Genomic DNA, 14,044 nt, shown 5'->3' with positions numbered 1-14,044 from the left:
AAATGCTAGCCCCCGGCGCGTCCGAGCGCCGCTCATCCGCGGCCGGGCGGCCGATCCATCCCACGCGGCGACCGATACCGTGGGACGGTGACGTTCTCGATCGACGGTCTGCGGCGGTGGCCCGACGTCGAGGCTCCCGATCTCCTGGCGGCGGATGCTGCGGACCGGCTGCTCCTCGACGAATCGGCCGCCGCCCGTCGCAGAGCCGACGCCGGCGAGCTCGTCGTCATCGGCGACGGCTACGGCGCCCTCACGCTGGGCGCAGCGGCCGAGGGGGCGCGCGGCGTCCGCGTCCACCAGGACCCGCTCACCGGCGAGCGGGCACTGGCCGCCAACGCCGCGCACTGCGGCCTGGGTGACGCCTTCTCGTCGCTGCCGCTGGACCCGGAGCTGGTGCGCGACGCGCGGGTCGTGCTGCTGCGCCTGCCGCGCTCCCTCGACGCCCTGCGCGACATCGCCGGGCTGGTCGCGGCGCACGCGGCCCGCGACGTGGAGGTCTACGCGGGCGGGCGGGTGAAGCACATGTCGCTCGCGATGAACGACGTCCTGCGCGAGCGATTCGCACGGCTGGACGTCAGCCACGCCCGCCAGAAGTCGCGGGTGCTCGTCGCCCGTGAGCCCCGCGGCGGCGCAGACCCAGAGCCTCGGATGCAGGTGCACGACGGCCTCGTCGTGTGCGCGTTCGGCGGCGCGTTCGCCGGCCCCTCGATCGACATCGGCACCCGGTTCCTCCTGGAGCATCTCCCCTTCGCAGACGATCGCGCGTCGCCGGCCATCGACTTCGCCTGCGGCACCGGCGTGATCGCCACCGCGCTCGCGCTGCGCAATCCAAAGCTGCGCGTGCTCGCGACGGACCAGTCCGCCGCCGCCGTGGCATCCGCCCTGGCCACGGCTGCCGCGAACTCCGTCGCGGACCGCGTCGAGGTGGTCCGCGACGACATGCTGCGTTCGCGGGCCGACCGCAGCGCTGCCTTCATCGCCCTCAACCCGCCCTTCCATTCCGGCTCAGCGGTGCACGAGGGCATCGCCCCGCTCATGTTCGCCGAGGCCGCCCGCGTGCTCCAGCCGGGCGGGCGGCTGTGGGCGGTGTGGAACTCCGGTCTGCGGTACCGCTCCGCACTCGAGCGCATCGTGGGCCCGACGACGCAGATCGGCCGGAATGCCAAGTTCACGGTCACCGCGTCGACGCGACGCTGAGGTCTACTCGTCCGGCGACGGCTCGGGCGCGGGCGTCGGGCCGAACAGCACCCACTCGCCGGCCGCGCACTGGTAGAACTGCACCGTCACAATGTCGATGAAGACATCTCCGTCCGTTGCGCAGGCGTCCGCGTCCGGTTCCGACGTGCCGAGCAGGACCTGGGTGCCGGGCGCACCCTGCTCCCCCTGCTCCCCCTGCTCCCCCTGCTCCCCCTGCTCGCCTTCCTCGCCCTGCTCGCCCTGCGGGCCGGCGGGGCCCTGGGCGCCCTCCGGGCCCTGCTCGCCGCTGAGGTTCTCAGCCGCCGCGTCCCGCAGGTTCGCCACGAAGGACCAGTCCTCCTGGAACAGATACAGGTCCGCGGTCAGGATGTCGATGTACACATCGCCTTCATACCCCTTGCCCGACTCCGGCGGTCCCGAGCCCGCCCGCACGGCGGAGCCCGCCGGCAGCACGTCGGCGAGCACCTCGTCGTACTCGGGCGTCGCGACGGTGGCGGAAGGCGACGGGGCGGGGTCCGCCGTGTCGACGCTCCTCGCCAGCCACGACCCGAGGAAGGCGGCGAAGAAGGACAGCAGCACGAACGCGAGGCCGAACCAGATCAGCGTTCCGCGCGTCACCGGCGCGGCGGTGGCCGCGTCGCCCTTGGATCCCGAGTCCATCTCCACGGCCCACTCCCCATTCCACCGCGTGCGACACCGGTCCGCAGGCTCCCACAGCCCGCGTCGATGTGACCACTGTAGGAACGCAGACGGCCCCGTGTCACGCGTTCGGCTTAATTCGCCTCCGGGCGCGTGCCGGTGCGGAGCGGGCGCCCCGTCAGCGCACCCCGTTGGCCGGCTCGTAACGCTCCGGCACGATCTCGAGCTCACCTTGGCCGGCAGTGAGCGAGCGCAGGTCGAGCACGTACCGGCGCAGTTCGGAGTCTGGGACCGTCGCCCTGATGCGGGCGCGGCCGTCGTCGCTGCGCTCGGTGGAACCGACGCGAGCCCTGCGGCCGGCGAGGTCGGTGAGAACCGGGCCCTGCAGTGTCGCCGGGACGGTGACGGTCACCCTCGAGACCGGCTCCAGCAGCACGGTGCCCGCCTGCGCCAGTGCCGCCTTCACCCCCAGCGATGCCGCCGTGCGGAACGCCATCTCGGACGAGTCGACCGAGTGCGCCTTGCCGTCGTAGAGCTCCACGCGCACGTCGACCACTGGATGCCCCTGCGGCCCTCCCGTCGCCAGCGCGTCACGGGCACCCCTCTCGACGGCGGGGATGTAGGAGCGGGGTACGGCACCGCCCACGACGGAGTCCTGGAACTCGAACCCGCCGCCGGGCGCCAGCGGCGAGACGCGCAACTGCACAACCGCGAACTGCCCGTGACCGCCCGACTGCTTCTTCAGCTTGCCCTCAGCGCTGGCCGTGCCCGCGATCGTCTCCCGGTAGGCGACCGGCGCCGGCGAGGTCTCGACGTGCACGCCCAGCACGCGGGCCAGCCGCTCGACGGCCACCGCGACGTGCGTGTCGCCGAGGCCCCGGAGGACCGTCGCCCCGCCTGCACGATCGACCACGAGCGTCGGGTCGTCCGATACGAGCCGCGCGAGCGCGGTCGTCAGCTTCGCGTCGTCGGACTGCGAGACCGGCTCCAGGCTCACCGCGTACACCGGATGCCGCTCCGGCAGGCGCCTCGGCCGCGCACCGGTGCGCGGCCTGCTCCACAGCAGCGAGCCCGACGGCGTGCCGGCGAGCTTGGCCACCGCGCCCACGTCGCCGGCGCGGAGAGCGTCGGCAGGGAGGTGCTCGGCGCCGCGCAGCCGGAACAGGGCCGGCATCCGCTCGTCCGCACCGGTCGTCGCGTTGTGCAGCCGGTCCCCCGGCCGGAGCACCCCGGAGAGCACCTTGAGCATCGCGACCTGTCCGACGAACGGATCGGCCAGCGTGCGGAAGACATGCACCAGCGGCTCGCCGGCCGCGTCGATCGCGACCGCCTGCTCGGTACCGCCCTCGCCGTCGTCGTCGACGCCGATGCGGATCGACCCGTCTCTCGTCCCCGGCGCGGGAGCGAGCTCGCAGAGCAGATCCAGCACGCGGTCGACGCCGGCCTCCGAGCCGGCGGAGCACAGCAGCACGGGGACGGCCTCGTTCGCGGCGACCTCCTTCGCGAGGGTGCGGCCGAGCTCGCGGGCGGACGGCTCGTCGCCGTCGAGGTACGCCTCCAGCTGGGCGTCGTCGTGCGACACGATCTCCTCGGTCGCATCCTGGTGGAGCCGGTGCTCCTCGTCGGCGATGTCAGCGGGGATGGGCTCCTCCTGATGACGACCCCCCTCGTCGTACACCAGCAGGTGCTCGCCGAGCACGTCGGCGATGGCATGGAAGCCCTGCTCCTCGCCCACGGGAAGCTCCAGCGGCACGAGCCGCGAGCCGAACGTGCTCCGCAGCTCTCCCAGCACGCGGCGGAAGTCGGCGCGCGCCCGGTCCTCCTGCGTCACGACGACGATGCGCGGGACACCGGCCCCCTCGGCGGCCGCCCACGCCGCCTTCGTGCCCGCCGTCACGCCGTCCACGGCGCTGACGGCGACGACAGCGACGTCGGCGACGGACAGCGCGGCGTCGACCGCGCCGATGAAATCAGGATGCCCCGGCGTGTCGGCCAGCGTCAGCGCGGTGCTGCCGCCCTCGGCCGCCCACACCAGGTACGCCAGCGACAGTCCCAGCGACACGCCTCGCGCGGTCTCCTCGGCCTCGAAGTCGCACACGGTGGTGCCCTGCTCGACGCTCCCCATTCTCGGGATCGCACCGGCGCGGTGCAGCAGGGCCTCGGCGAGAGTCGTCTTGCCGGCGCCGCTGGCCCCGATGAGCGCGACGGTGCGATGTGTGACAGGGGACGCGGCATCCACGAAGACCTCCCGCGACGGTGCGGACTCACGACTAGGTCCATCGTGTCGGGGAAGCCGCGACGGCGCCAGATGGCGATCGGTCGAGGGGAGATATGACCGGGGGGCCGACGCGAGAATGTCGGCACCCCCGGTAGCCGCAAGCTCGGGACTCGCGGCCGGGGCACCGGACCGGGGCTCCGGCGTCATCCCCCATTGAAGAGACACCGCACCGGGGTGTCTATTACGCGACTTCGGGGAGTTCGTCGGCGGGTTCGGAGCGATCCTGTGAAACACCTGTACGGCGCGCCTCGCGCGAGGATCGCGAAAAATGCCGTGTCCACTCGGTATGGTGGCACCGGGTCGATCCCCGCACATGTTCGGCCGCGTTACGAAGGCATCCCCAGTGCCGAGCCCCTCCCCAATGGGCGTGTGACAACGCTGCGGGGGACGCCCAGGTCCCTCGGACGCTACAGGCTCTATCTGCAGCGTCCGAGGGACCCTCCTATGCGCCGGGGGGTGCGCACGGGGAAGGTCGGCGGCGTAGCCCCAGAGATTCCCCAGTCGGCCGAGGAGAGGTCATATTCCCAGGACCTCGCTCCCCGCCCGGCCGCAACACTACCGTGTCCCCCATTCGGGGGACAATGCGCTGCACGCGAAACGCCCCGGCATCCCCCACCCGAGGGTGAGGAACGCCGGGGCGCTCGTGACTGTCCGGAGGCCGGCCAAACGGCGATTCACCCGCCGCGGCCCGGGGGTGATCTAGAAGTCCCAGTCCTCGTCTTCGGTGGCCTCGGCCTTGCCGATGACGTACGACGAGCCCGACCCCGAGAAGAAGTCGTGGTTCTCGTCGGCGTTCGGCGAGAGAGCCGACAGGATCGCCGGGTTCACGTTCGTGACCGTGGCGGGGAACATCGCCTCGTAGCCCAGGTTCATGAGGGCCTTGTTCGCGTTGTAGTGCAGGAACTTCTTGACGTCCTCGGTGAGACCGACGCCGTCGTAGAGGTCCTGCGTGTACTGCACCTCGTTGTCGTAGAGCTCGTACAGCAGCGAGAACGTGTAGTCCTTGACGTCGTTGCGAGTGGCCTCATCGACCTTCTCGAGCCCGCGCTGGAACTTGTAGCCGATGTAGTAGCCGTGCACGGCCTCGTCTCGGATGATGAGGCGGATGAGGTCGGCGGTGTTGGTGAGCTTGGCGCGGCTCGACCAGTGCATCGGCAGGTAGAAGCCCGAGTAGAACAGGAACGACTCCAGCAGGGTCGAGGCGACCTTGCGCTTGAGGGGCTCGTCGCCTCGGTAGTACTCCATGACGATCTGAGCCTTCTTCTGAAGGTTCTCGTTCTCCACCGACCAGCGGAACGCCTCGTCGATCTCCTTCGTCGAGCACAGCGTCGAGAAGATCGACGAGTACGACTTGGCGTGCACCGACTCCATGAACGCGATGTTCGTGTAGACGGCCTCCTCGTGCGGGGTGAGGGCGTCCGGGATCAGCGAAACGGCGCCGACGGTGCCCTGGATCGTGTCGAGCAGGGTGAGCCCGGTGAACACCCGCATGGTGAGGGTCTGCTCCTCGGGGGTGAGTGTGTTCCACGACTGGATGTCGTTGGACAGCGGCACCTTCTCGGGCAGCCAGAAGTTGTTCACGAGGCGGTTCCACACCTCGAGGTCCTTGTCGTCCTGGATGCGGTTCCAGTTGATGGCCTGGACGTGATCCAGGAGCTGGAGCTTCTCGCTCATCTTTCCTTCTTCTCCGAAAGTCTCAGGTCGGATCACAACGTGCACGAGACGCACTCGGACATGTCCGTGCCCTCGAGCGCCATCTGCCGCAGACGGATGTAGTAGATCGTCTTGATGCCCTTGCGCCAGGCGTAGATCTGGGCCTTGTTGATGTCGCGCGTCGTGGCGGTGTCCTTGAAGAACAGCGTCAGCGACAGCCCCTGGTCCACGTGCTGGGTGGCGGCGGCGTACGTGTCGATGACCTTCTCGTAGCCGATCTCGTAGGCGTCCTGGTAGTACTCCAGGTTGTCGTTCGTCATGAACGCGGCCGGGTAGTAGACGCGGCCGAGCTTGCCCTCCTTGCGGATCTCGATCTTGGCCGCGATCGGGTGGATCGACGAGGTGGAGTTGTTGATGTACGAGATCGAGCCGGTGGGCGGCACCGCCTGCAGGTTCTGGTTGTAGATGCCGTGCTGCTGGATCGACGCCTTCAGCTCGCGCCAGTCGTCCTGCGTCGGGATGTGGTGACCGGCGAACATGTCCTTCACCTTGTCGGTCGCCGGGACCCATGCCTGGTCGATGTACTTGTCGAAGAACTCGCCGGTCGCGTACTTGGAATCCCAGAAGCCGTCGAACACCTCGCCACGCTCGATGGCGATCCTGTTCGACGCGCGCAGCGCGTGGAAGAGCACCGAGTAGAAGTAGATGTTCGTGAAGTCGACGCCCTCTTCCGAGCCGTAGTGCACGTGCTCGCGCGCCAGGTAGCCGTGGAGGTTCATCTGCCCGAGGCCGATCGCGTGCGAACGGTCGTTGCCGTCCTCGATCGAGCGGACGGAGCGGATGTGACTCTGGTCGCTGACGGCGGTGAGGGCGCGGATGCTGGTCTCCACCGTCTTGGCCAGGTTGCCGCCGTCCATCGCGAGGGCGATGTTGAGGGAGCCCAGGTTGCAGGAGATGTCCTTGCCGATCTGCGCGTACGAGAGGTCCTCGTTGTAGGTCGTCGGCGTGTTGACCTGGAGGATCTCGGAGCACAGGTTGGACATGTTGATCCGGCCCTTGATCGGGTTGGCCTTGTTCACCGTGTCCTCGAACATGATGTACGGGTAGCCCGACTCGAACTGGATCTCGGCCAGCGTCTGGAAGAACTCGCGGGCGTTGATCTTCGTCTTCTTGATGCGCGGGTCGTCGACCATCTCGCGGTACTTCTCGGTGACCGAGACGTCACCGAAGGGCTGGCCGTAGACGCGCTCGACGTCGTACGGCGAGAAGAGGTACATGTCCTCGTCGTTCTTGGCCAGCTCGAAGGTGATGTCCGGCACCACGACGCCGAGCGACAGCGTCTTGATGCGGATCTTCTCGTCGGCGTTCTCGCGCTTGGTGTCGAGGAAGCGCATGATGTCGGGGTGGTGGGCGTTGAGGTACACCGCGCCGGCACCCTGACGGGCGCCCAGCTGATTGGCGTAGCTGAAGCTGTCTTCGAGCAGCTTCATCACCGGGATGATGCCCGAGGACTGGTTCTCGATCTGCTTGATCGGAGCACCCGACTCGCGGATGTTCGACAGCAGCAGGGCGACGCCGCCGCCCCGCTTGCTCAGCTGGAGGGCGGAGTTGATTCCGCGCGCGATCGACTCCATGTTGTCTTCGATGCGCAGCAGGAAGCACGAGACGAGCTCGCCGCGCTGCGCCTTGCCGGCGTTGAGGAACGTCGGGGTGGCGGGCTGGAACCGGCCGGAGATGATCTCTTCGACCAGGTCGGTGGCCAGCTTCTGGTCGCCGTCGGCCAGCGCCAGCGCCGTCATGACGACGCGGTCCTCGAAGCGCTCGAGGTACCGCTTGCCGTCGAAGGTCTTCAGCGTGTAGCTCGTGTAGTACTTGAAGGCGCCGAGGAACGTCTCGAAGCGGAACTTCTTGCCGTACGCGAAGTCGTTCAGCTGCTGGATGAACTCGAACGGGTACTTCTCGAGCACCGTCGGCTCGTAGTACTCCTTCTCGACCAGGTAGTCCAGGCGCTCCTTGAGGGAGTGGAAGAACACCGTGTTCTGGTTCACGTGCTGCAGGAAGTACTCCCGTGCGGCGCGCTTGTCGGCGTCGAACTGGATCTTCCCGTCGGCGTCGTACAGGTTGAGCATCGCGTTGAGGGCGTGATAGTCCATGCCCTCGAACCGTGCCTGAGTCTTGAAGTCGCTCTGCGTCAGAGTTTCCACCATCGTTCCAATCCCGCGTTCACGCGTTCCACATCTTCAGGCGTGCCGAATACCTCGAGCCGATACAAGTGCGGCACGTGGCACTTGCGGCTGATGATGTCGCCGGCGAGACAGAAGTGCTCGCCGAAGTTGGCGTTCCCCGCGGAGATCACTCCGCGGATGAGGCGCCGGTTGCGCTCGTCGTTGAGGAACCGGATGACCTGCTTCGGAACGGCGCCCTTCTCGACTCCCCTACCCTGGCCTCCGCCATAGGTGGGAGTCACGAGGACGTACGGCTCGTCGACCACGAGCGCCGGATCCGTCGTGTGCAGAGGGATCCGGACCGCCCGGGCGCCGAGCTTCTCGATGAAGCGTGCGGTGTTGCCCGACACGCTGGAGAAGTAGACCAGCAGCGGCGCGTCTGTCGCGACGCGCTGCGTCACGACGGACATCGGTCAGCCCAGTCGCGAGGCGAGCTCGTCGATCTTGTCGGGACGGAAGCCCGACCAGTGGTCCTCATCGGTGATGACGACCGGCGCCTGGAGGTAGCCCAGCGCCTTGACCTGCTCGAGGGCCGCGGGGTCCTCCGAGAGGTCGTGGATCTCGTACTCGATCCCCTTGGAATCGAGCGCCCGATAAGTGGCCGTGCACTGCACGCACGCGGGCTTGGTGTAAACCGTGATCGCCATGTCGATTCCGTCTCCTCAGTGCTTCCCCCGGTGGCATCCGGTGCGATTCCCGGTAGTCCCCCCACCGGGAGTCCAATACTACATATGGGTACCGACATCCGATAGCACCACAAGGGCTAGTAGTTACATCCGTGTGATTTTCCACCGTTCTCCCCATGTACAACACAGGTTGTCCACCGATCCATCCACAGCGGACGAAGCCTGGAAAACGCCTGGATCCCCACGCTTTCCCGGCCCCTGCCGCCCGTTCCTCCACAGCGGCGATGCCGCATCGGCGACCGGCATCGGATTCGCCTGTGGAGAGCCGCCTCGGCGTGTCGTCGGCGTGTCGTCGGCCGGGCCGCGCATGACGTAGCGTTTACAGGTGGCCGGCTACCGGGAACTCCTGCGCACTCCCGGGGTCGCCCGTATCATCGCCGCCCAGCTGACGGCACGATTCCCCAACGGGATGATCAGTCTCGTCATCCTGCTGCACACCGAGGGGATCACCGGTTCCTACGGCGCGGCGGGCGTCGTGCTGGCGGCGGTCTCGATCGGACAGGCCCTCGCCGGTCCCGTCACCAGCCGCTGGATGGGCCGCTGGGGCATGCGGCGCGTGCTCACGCTGACGACCGCGGTCTGCGCGGCATCCCTCTCCGCCATCGCGTTCCTCGTCGTCCCGGTGCCCGTCTACATCGTGCTCGGATTCCTCGCCGGCGCCTCGACCCCGCCGATCGTCGCCGCGGTGCGCACCATCTACGCCAAGATGGTGAACTCGACGCAGCTGACCGCGCTCTACTCGCTGGACGCGTCGCTGCAGGAGGTCATCTGGATCCTCGCCCCGGTGCTCATCACCTTCGTCGCCACGCAGGCCGGCACCGTCGTCGGGCTGGTGCTGGTCGTGGTGATCCTGGTGTCGGGCGGCACGTGGTTCATCCTCTCCCCCGAGGTCGGACGCGTCCGGATCCCGCGCAGCAAGAGGTCGTTCGGCACGGTGCTCACGCGCCCGGCGATCCTCATCGCCACGGTGATCGGCTTCCTCCTCATCGGCTCGTTCGCCGCCGTGGAAGCCGCCGTGGTCGCGACCTTCGATCACGGCGGACTCCAGGCGGGACTGGTGCTGGCGGTCTTCTCGGTCGGCAGCCTGATCGGCGGCTTCGCGTTCGGCCACCTGCCGATGGGGTCCTGGGCGATGGCCCGGCGGCTGACGGTGGTGACGCTCGGGCTCGCCCTGACGGCGCTGTGGCTGAACGTGTGGTGGATCGGAGCCACGCTCTTCGTCGCGGGCATCGGCATCGCTCCGGCGCTCGCCGTGCTCTCGGCGGTCACGACGGCGAGCGTGAAGTTCAGCGACACGGCCGAGGCGTTCGGGTGGGTCGGCACCGGGCAGCTCATCGGCGCGGCGGTGGGCTCGGCGGTGGCGGGGTTCCTCATCGACGGCCCCGGCGGCGTGGCTGCGGCCTACATCGCCGCGGCGGCGTTCTGCGGCCTCGCGCTCACGGTCGCCATCGCCTTCGTCCGTGGCCTCCCCGATCTGCGCGTGCGGGGCGCGAGCCCGATCCCCGACACCGAGCCGGTCAGCACGATCGGCTGACGTCCAGCCTGCGCACCGGCCGCGTCCGCCCTTCCGTCACGTCGGAGGGCTGACGTCACGCGAGACGGCCCAGAAGCTCCAGGACCGCGAGCGCGTAGGCGTCGGCGGGTTCGGGATGCTCGAACACCCGCCGCTCCCCGCCCAGCACGATCTCCACCTCGTGCGTGTCCGGAAGGCGCCGGAGCGCGCGGAAGGCCCCGCGCAGGAGTTCGCGCAGCTGGTGCTCGTGCGGCAGCCACAGCGCGTCCTCGAGGGCGACGGAGTCCAGCGCCCACTCCGTGGTGCCGTTGAAGGCGAGCAGCTTGCCGGTGGCGTACTCCCTCGGCTCGATCGTCATCTCGCTGACGGTGAAGACGTCGGCCTCGAACTCCGGCTCGTTCAGCTGGAACCGGTCGCCGGAACGCGGATGCCAGATGAGGCCGGCATCGCGCAGCGCCACCGCCAGTTCGGTCGAGATCACCAGTCCATTGTGCGCGTGCCGGGCGTCAGGCGGCGACCGCAGACACCGGGCGGGGCTGCTCCGGGCCTGTCTCGGCGCTCGGTGCGTCCGGCGCTTCGCCGTTCCACTCCAGCACGATCCCCCGGCCCGACATCGCCTCGTCGGCGAGCGTGCGGAGGTACTCGCGATCCAGGCTGTCCGGCTCGGGACCGTCGAAGACGAAGCGGAGCGGGATCGAAGGCTGCATCCACACCGAGGTGCGGCCCTGCGCCGGGTCCTCGCCGTTCGGCCACGTGAGCATGAACGACTCCCCGCGACGCAGCTTGGTCGCCGCCAGCACCTTGATGTGCGCCAGCACATGGTCGGGAATCTCGGCGGGACGGGCCTCTGCTCCGTAGTACAGCTGTGCCATCTCTCAATCCTCCTCACGCCGTCGGTGGCATACAGTCCACCATCTGTCAACACCAGTGAATATGTATCACAGCGGTTGTGTAATTCACTAGACGTCATAATCGCCAAGTGAGTATGCTACGGAGACAAAATGACGATGGTCGAACGCGTCGCAGGGCGCATCCGGGAAGATCGCTCGACCGCGACCTGGCACGAAGTCGACAGCGGCTTCTGGGTGGGGAACGCCTCCGGCGGATTCCTCGGCTCCATCGAGCGTCTGGGGCGCGCGCGGTACCTCGCGCGCGACGAGTTCAGTCGGCCCCTGGGCGAGTACGTCGGGCTGAGCTACGCGCGGGACGCCGTCGTCGAGCGCCATACGTGACTCGAGCACCGGGGAGGCCCCATGCCGCAGAATGTGATCCGCCACGAGAGCGAGCATCTCTACGCCGCGCAGCCGCGCTCCGCTGCCGGTCAGCGACTGAGCGCGGCGATCCTGCAGCTGCGCGCCGCCGAGCGCCGCCAGTCCGACCGGGCGCTGCGGGCCTCCGGCCTCTCGAGCCTGGACCTCACAGCACTGCGCCTGCTGGTCCAGGGTGTGCGCGACCACCGCGATCTCGGCCCCAAGGACCTCATCACGATGCTCGACACGTCCAGCGCCACAGTGACGAACGTGGTGGAACGCCTCGTGGGACGCGGCTTCGTCACGCGCGTCCAGCACCCGCGCGACCGGCGGGCCCACTTCCTGGTCCCGACGCCCGACGGCGTGCAGCGGGTGGACGAGGTGTTCGCCGCCCACCACTCGGCCATCGTGAAGGTCATCGACGACCTCCCCGACGACGAGTCCGAATGCGCGGCGACCGTCCTCGGCAAGATCGCCGACGCGCTCGAGCAGGTTCGCTGAGTTCGGCTCGTCCGCCGTGCGCCCGCGCTCCTAGGCTGGGCGCATGCCCACTCCCGTGACGCTGCCCCGCCTCTCGTGGGGTCACCACGCGGCCGAGCGCCGCGCCCTCCTCATCCACGGCCTCGGCTCGAACGGCGCGCTGATGTGGCGCTACGGCGTCGCCCTCGCCGACGCGGGATGGCGGGCCGATGCCGTCGACCTGCGCGGTCACGGATCGGCGCCGCGCGTCCTCGACTACACGCTCCCCGCCTACGCGGCCGACGTCGTCGTCGCCCGCGCCGGCGACCGCCCATGGGATCTCGTCATCGGTCACTCGCTCGGCGGCGCGGCGGCCGTGCTCGCCGCCGCGTCCGACCCCGGCTGGACGCGGCAGCTGGTGCTCATCGACCCGGCGATCGCACTGACCGATCGCGACCGCGGCATCGTCCGCGACAGCCAGACCCGCGCCTTCGACGACCCGTCCCAGGCCGCCGTGCGCGCGGAGCACCCCGACTGGCACCCGCAGGACATCGAGCTGAAGGCGCTGTCGGCGCAGCAGGCGAGCCGGTGGGCGGTGGAGCAGACCAGCGCGCAGAACACGCGCTGGGATGTGACCGAGGCGGCTCTGCGCATCGAGGTGCCGACCCACGTCATCGCCTCGGACCCCCGTGTGTACTCGATCTTCCGCGGCAAGCCCGCCGAGGCGGCGGTCGCGGCGAACCGGCACTTCACGGTGTCGGTGGTGGCGGGCGCCGGCCACTCACCCCATCGGGACCTGCCGGAGGCGACGATGGCGGCGCTGCGGGCCGTGATCGGCTGACGCGCCCGCGGGCGCGCATCCTCGCGGAAGAATGACGGGATGGCCCCCTTCGATCCCCGCGACATCCTCGACGACGATCTGCTCGAGCGCATCCGCTCCCGCGCTGCGGTGCACGACCGTGAGAACACCTTCCCCGACGACGATCTCGCCGACCTGAAGGACGCCGGATACCTGTCGATCCTCGTCCCCCGCGAGCTCGGCGGGGCGGGACTCGGCCTGGGCGAGGCATCCGTCCTCCAGCAGCGCCTCGCCGGGGCGGCGCCCGCGACGGCACTCGCGGTGAACATGCACCTCGTCTGGACCGGCGTGGCGAAGGTGCTCGCCGACCGCGGCGTGGACGCCCTGCGCTTCGTGCAGGAGGGAGCTGTGGCCGGCGAGGTGTTCGCGTTCGGGATCAGCGAGGCCGGGAACGACCTCGTGCTGTTCGGCAGCGGGACGGATGCCGCACCCCTCCCCGACGGCGGCTATACGTTCACCGGCACGAAGATCTTCACCTCGCTCGCACCCGTGTGGACGCAGCTGGGCCTGCACGGCCTGGACACCTCGACGGAGAACGCGCCGCAGATGGTGTACGCGTTCGTGCCCCGCTCGGAGGTGCAGACCGGCCGGGTGGTGGTGCGCGACGACTGGGACACGCTGGGCATGCGGGGCACGCAGTCGCGCACGACGGTGCTCCGCGACGCGGTGGCCCCGGCAGACCGGGTGGTGCGCACGCTGCCCCCGGGGCCGAACGCGGATCCGCTCGTCTTCGGCATCTTCAGCGTGTTCGAGCTGCTGCTGGCCTCGGTGTACACCGGCATCGCCCGCCGTGCGCTGGACCTCGCAGTCGACGCCGCGAACCGGCGCACCTCGAAGCGCACCGGCAAGCCGTACAGTCAGGACCCCGACATCCGCCGGCGCATCGCCGACATGGCACTGGCCTACGACGCCCTGCCGCCGCAGCTCGAGTCGCTCGCTCGCGACGTCGACACGCTCGTCGACCACGGACCGCGCTGGTTCTCGCTGCTGGCCGGCGTCAAGCACCGCGCGGTGACGTCCGCGAAGGCGATCGTCGACGACGCCGTGCTCGTGGCGGGCGGCTCGTCGTACTTCGCGGGCCACGAGCTCAGCCGGCTGTACCGGGATGTGCTCGCCGGGCTCTTCCATCCGTCCGACCCCGAGTCCGCGCACTCGGCCGTCGCGACGGCGTGGCTGGGCCCGACCGAGGACTGAGCGAGAGCAGCCGGTCGGCCGCCGTGTACCTCGTCGGGGACGCTGCCGCAACCACCGACGCGTATCGCGCTCGCGTCACCGGGCGCGTGCG

Annotated in this window: 14 protein-coding genes; 6 read left to right on the top strand and 8 right to left on the bottom strand. The window is 69.4% G+C overall.

All coding sequences use genetic code 11. The features are described from left to right. Positions 1-87: 87 nt before the first annotated feature. Complete coding sequence (locus ACZBH1_RS12680; protein ID WP_463646557.1) at positions 88-1,197, top strand: class I SAM-dependent methyltransferase; 1,110 nt, start codon at positions 88-90, stop codon at positions 1,195-1,197. Between the two features lie 3 nt (positions 1,198-1,200). On the opposite strand, the gene ACZBH1_RS12675 is transcribed toward ACZBH1_RS12680, so the two are convergent. The 6 genes from ACZBH1_RS12675 to nrdH all read right to left on the bottom strand — a co-directional run bounded on the left by ACZBH1_RS12675 (position 1,201) and on the right by nrdH (position 8,639). Further along, positions 1,201-1,863: a hypothetical protein gene (locus tag ACZBH1_RS12675; protein ID WP_463646556.1), complete on the bottom strand. Its 663-nt coding sequence runs from the start codon at positions 1,861-1,863 to the stop codon at positions 1,201-1,203. A 151-nt stretch (positions 1,864-2,014) separates the two neighbouring features. Further along, complete coding sequence (locus ACZBH1_RS12670; RefSeq protein ID WP_378881631.1) at positions 2,015-4,075, bottom strand: elongation factor G; 2,061 nt, start codon at positions 4,073-4,075, stop codon at positions 2,015-2,017. 738 nt (positions 4,076-4,813) lie between these two features. Continuing rightward, positions 4,814-5,788, bottom strand: coding sequence for a class 1b ribonucleoside-diphosphate reductase subunit beta (nrdF, locus tag ACZBH1_RS12665; protein WP_463646555.1), 975 nt, complete (start codon positions 5,786-5,788; stop codon positions 4,814-4,816). A gap of 32 nt (positions 5,789-5,820) precedes the next feature. Then, complete coding sequence (gene nrdE / locus ACZBH1_RS12660) at positions 5,821-7,974, bottom strand: class 1b ribonucleoside-diphosphate reductase subunit alpha (protein WP_336396538.1); 2,154 nt, start codon at positions 7,972-7,974, stop codon at positions 5,821-5,823. Then, positions 7,959-8,402 carry a class Ib ribonucleoside-diphosphate reductase assembly flavoprotein NrdI gene (gene nrdI / locus ACZBH1_RS12655; RefSeq protein ID WP_452325001.1) on the bottom strand — a complete coding sequence of 148 codons (444 nt, stop codon included), beginning with the start codon at positions 8,400-8,402 and terminating at the stop codon, positions 7,959-7,961. The genes nrdE and nrdI overlap by 16 nt, the downstream gene beginning before the upstream one ends. 3 nt (positions 8,403-8,405) lie before the next feature. Further along, positions 8,406-8,639, bottom strand: coding sequence for a glutaredoxin-like protein NrdH (gene nrdH, locus ACZBH1_RS12650; protein WP_336396540.1), 234 nt, complete (start codon positions 8,637-8,639; stop codon positions 8,406-8,408). Between the two features lie 364 nt (positions 8,640-9,003). Between nrdH and ACZBH1_RS12645 the strand changes: the two genes are divergently transcribed. Continuing rightward, a complete protein-coding gene (locus tag ACZBH1_RS12645; protein WP_463646554.1) occupies positions 9,004-10,212 on the top strand; it encodes an MFS transporter in 1,209 nt (402 codons plus the stop codon). A gap of 55 nt (positions 10,213-10,267) precedes the next feature. Here ACZBH1_RS12645 and ACZBH1_RS12640 read toward each other — a convergent pair whose 3' ends face one another. Together ACZBH1_RS12640 and ACZBH1_RS12635 are read right to left on the bottom strand one after the other, a co-directional pair. Continuing rightward, positions 10,268-10,672, bottom strand: coding sequence for a pilus assembly protein CpaE (locus ACZBH1_RS12640; protein ID WP_336396542.1), 405 nt, complete (start codon positions 10,670-10,672; stop codon positions 10,268-10,270). Positions 10,673-10,697: 25 nt separating this feature from the next. Further along, positions 10,698-11,063: a DUF7882 family protein gene (locus ACZBH1_RS12635; RefSeq protein ID WP_336396543.1), complete on the bottom strand. Its 366-nt coding sequence runs from the start codon at positions 11,061-11,063 to the stop codon at positions 10,698-10,700. 129 nt (positions 11,064-11,192) lie between these two features. On the opposite strand from ACZBH1_RS12635, the gene ACZBH1_RS12630 reads away from it, so the two are divergent. Genes ACZBH1_RS12630 through ACZBH1_RS12615 form a run of 4 tightly spaced genes read left to right on the top strand, consistent with a single transcriptional unit; the run spans position 11,193 to position 13,953 of the window. After that, the gene (locus tag ACZBH1_RS12630; RefSeq protein WP_463646553.1) at positions 11,193-11,423 is read left to right on the top strand and encodes a hypothetical protein; all 231 of its coding nucleotides are present in this window, start codon (positions 11,193-11,195) and stop codon (positions 11,421-11,423) included. Between the two features lie 21 nt (positions 11,424-11,444). Then, a complete protein-coding gene (locus ACZBH1_RS12625; RefSeq protein WP_336396545.1) occupies positions 11,445-11,942 on the top strand; it encodes a MarR family winged helix-turn-helix transcriptional regulator in 498 nt (165 codons plus the stop codon). Positions 11,943-11,985: 43 nt separating this feature from the next. Then, positions 11,986-12,741: an alpha/beta fold hydrolase gene (locus ACZBH1_RS12620; RefSeq protein ID WP_336396546.1), complete on the top strand. Its 756-nt coding sequence runs from the start codon at positions 11,986-11,988 to the stop codon at positions 12,739-12,741. A 39-nt stretch (positions 12,742-12,780) separates the two neighbouring features. Continuing rightward, positions 12,781-13,953, top strand: a complete 1,173-nt coding sequence (locus ACZBH1_RS12615; RefSeq protein ID WP_463646552.1) for an acyl-CoA dehydrogenase family protein — start codon at positions 12,781-12,783, stop codon at positions 13,951-13,953. Positions 13,954-14,044 lie beyond the last annotated feature (91 nt).

The sequence above is a fragment of the Microbacterium sp. ZXT2-5 genome (genome assembly GCF_055329545.1).
The sequence above is the reverse complement of the archived record's forward strand: the minus strand, read 5'-3'. Positions and strand labels throughout refer to the sequence as shown.

Bases quoted from the DNA above. Each gene is read 5' to 3' on its own strand.
- nrdE (WP_336396538.1), bottom strand. From the start codon at position 7,974: ATGGTGGAAACTCTGACGCAGAGCGACTTCAAGACTCAGGCACGGTTC.
- ACZBH1_RS12630 (WP_463646553.1), top strand. From the start codon at position 11,193: ATGACGATGGTCGAACGCGTCGCAGGGCGCATCCGGGAAGATCGCTCG.
- nrdH (WP_336396540.1), bottom strand. From the start codon at position 8,639: ATGGCGATCACGGTTTACACCAAGCCCGCGTGCGTGCAGTGCACGGCC.
- ACZBH1_RS12635 (WP_336396543.1), bottom strand. From the start codon at position 11,063: ATGGCACAGCTGTACTACGGAGCAGAGGCCCGTCCCGCCGAGATTCCC.
- nrdI (WP_452325001.1), bottom strand. From the start codon at position 8,402: ATGTCCGTCGTGACGCAGCGCGTCGCGACAGACGCGCCGCTGCTGGTC.
- ACZBH1_RS12620 (WP_336396546.1), top strand. From the start codon at position 11,986: ATGCCCACTCCCGTGACGCTGCCCCGCCTCTCGTGGGGTCACCACGCG.
- nrdF (WP_463646555.1), bottom strand. From the start codon at position 5,788: ATGAGCGAGAAGCTCCAGCTCCTGGATCACGTCCAGGCCATCAACTGG.
- ACZBH1_RS12615 (WP_463646552.1), top strand. From the start codon at position 12,781: ATGGCCCCCTTCGATCCCCGCGACATCCTCGACGACGATCTGCTCGAG.
- ACZBH1_RS12625 (WP_336396545.1), top strand. From the start codon at position 11,445: ATGCCGCAGAATGTGATCCGCCACGAGAGCGAGCATCTCTACGCCGCG.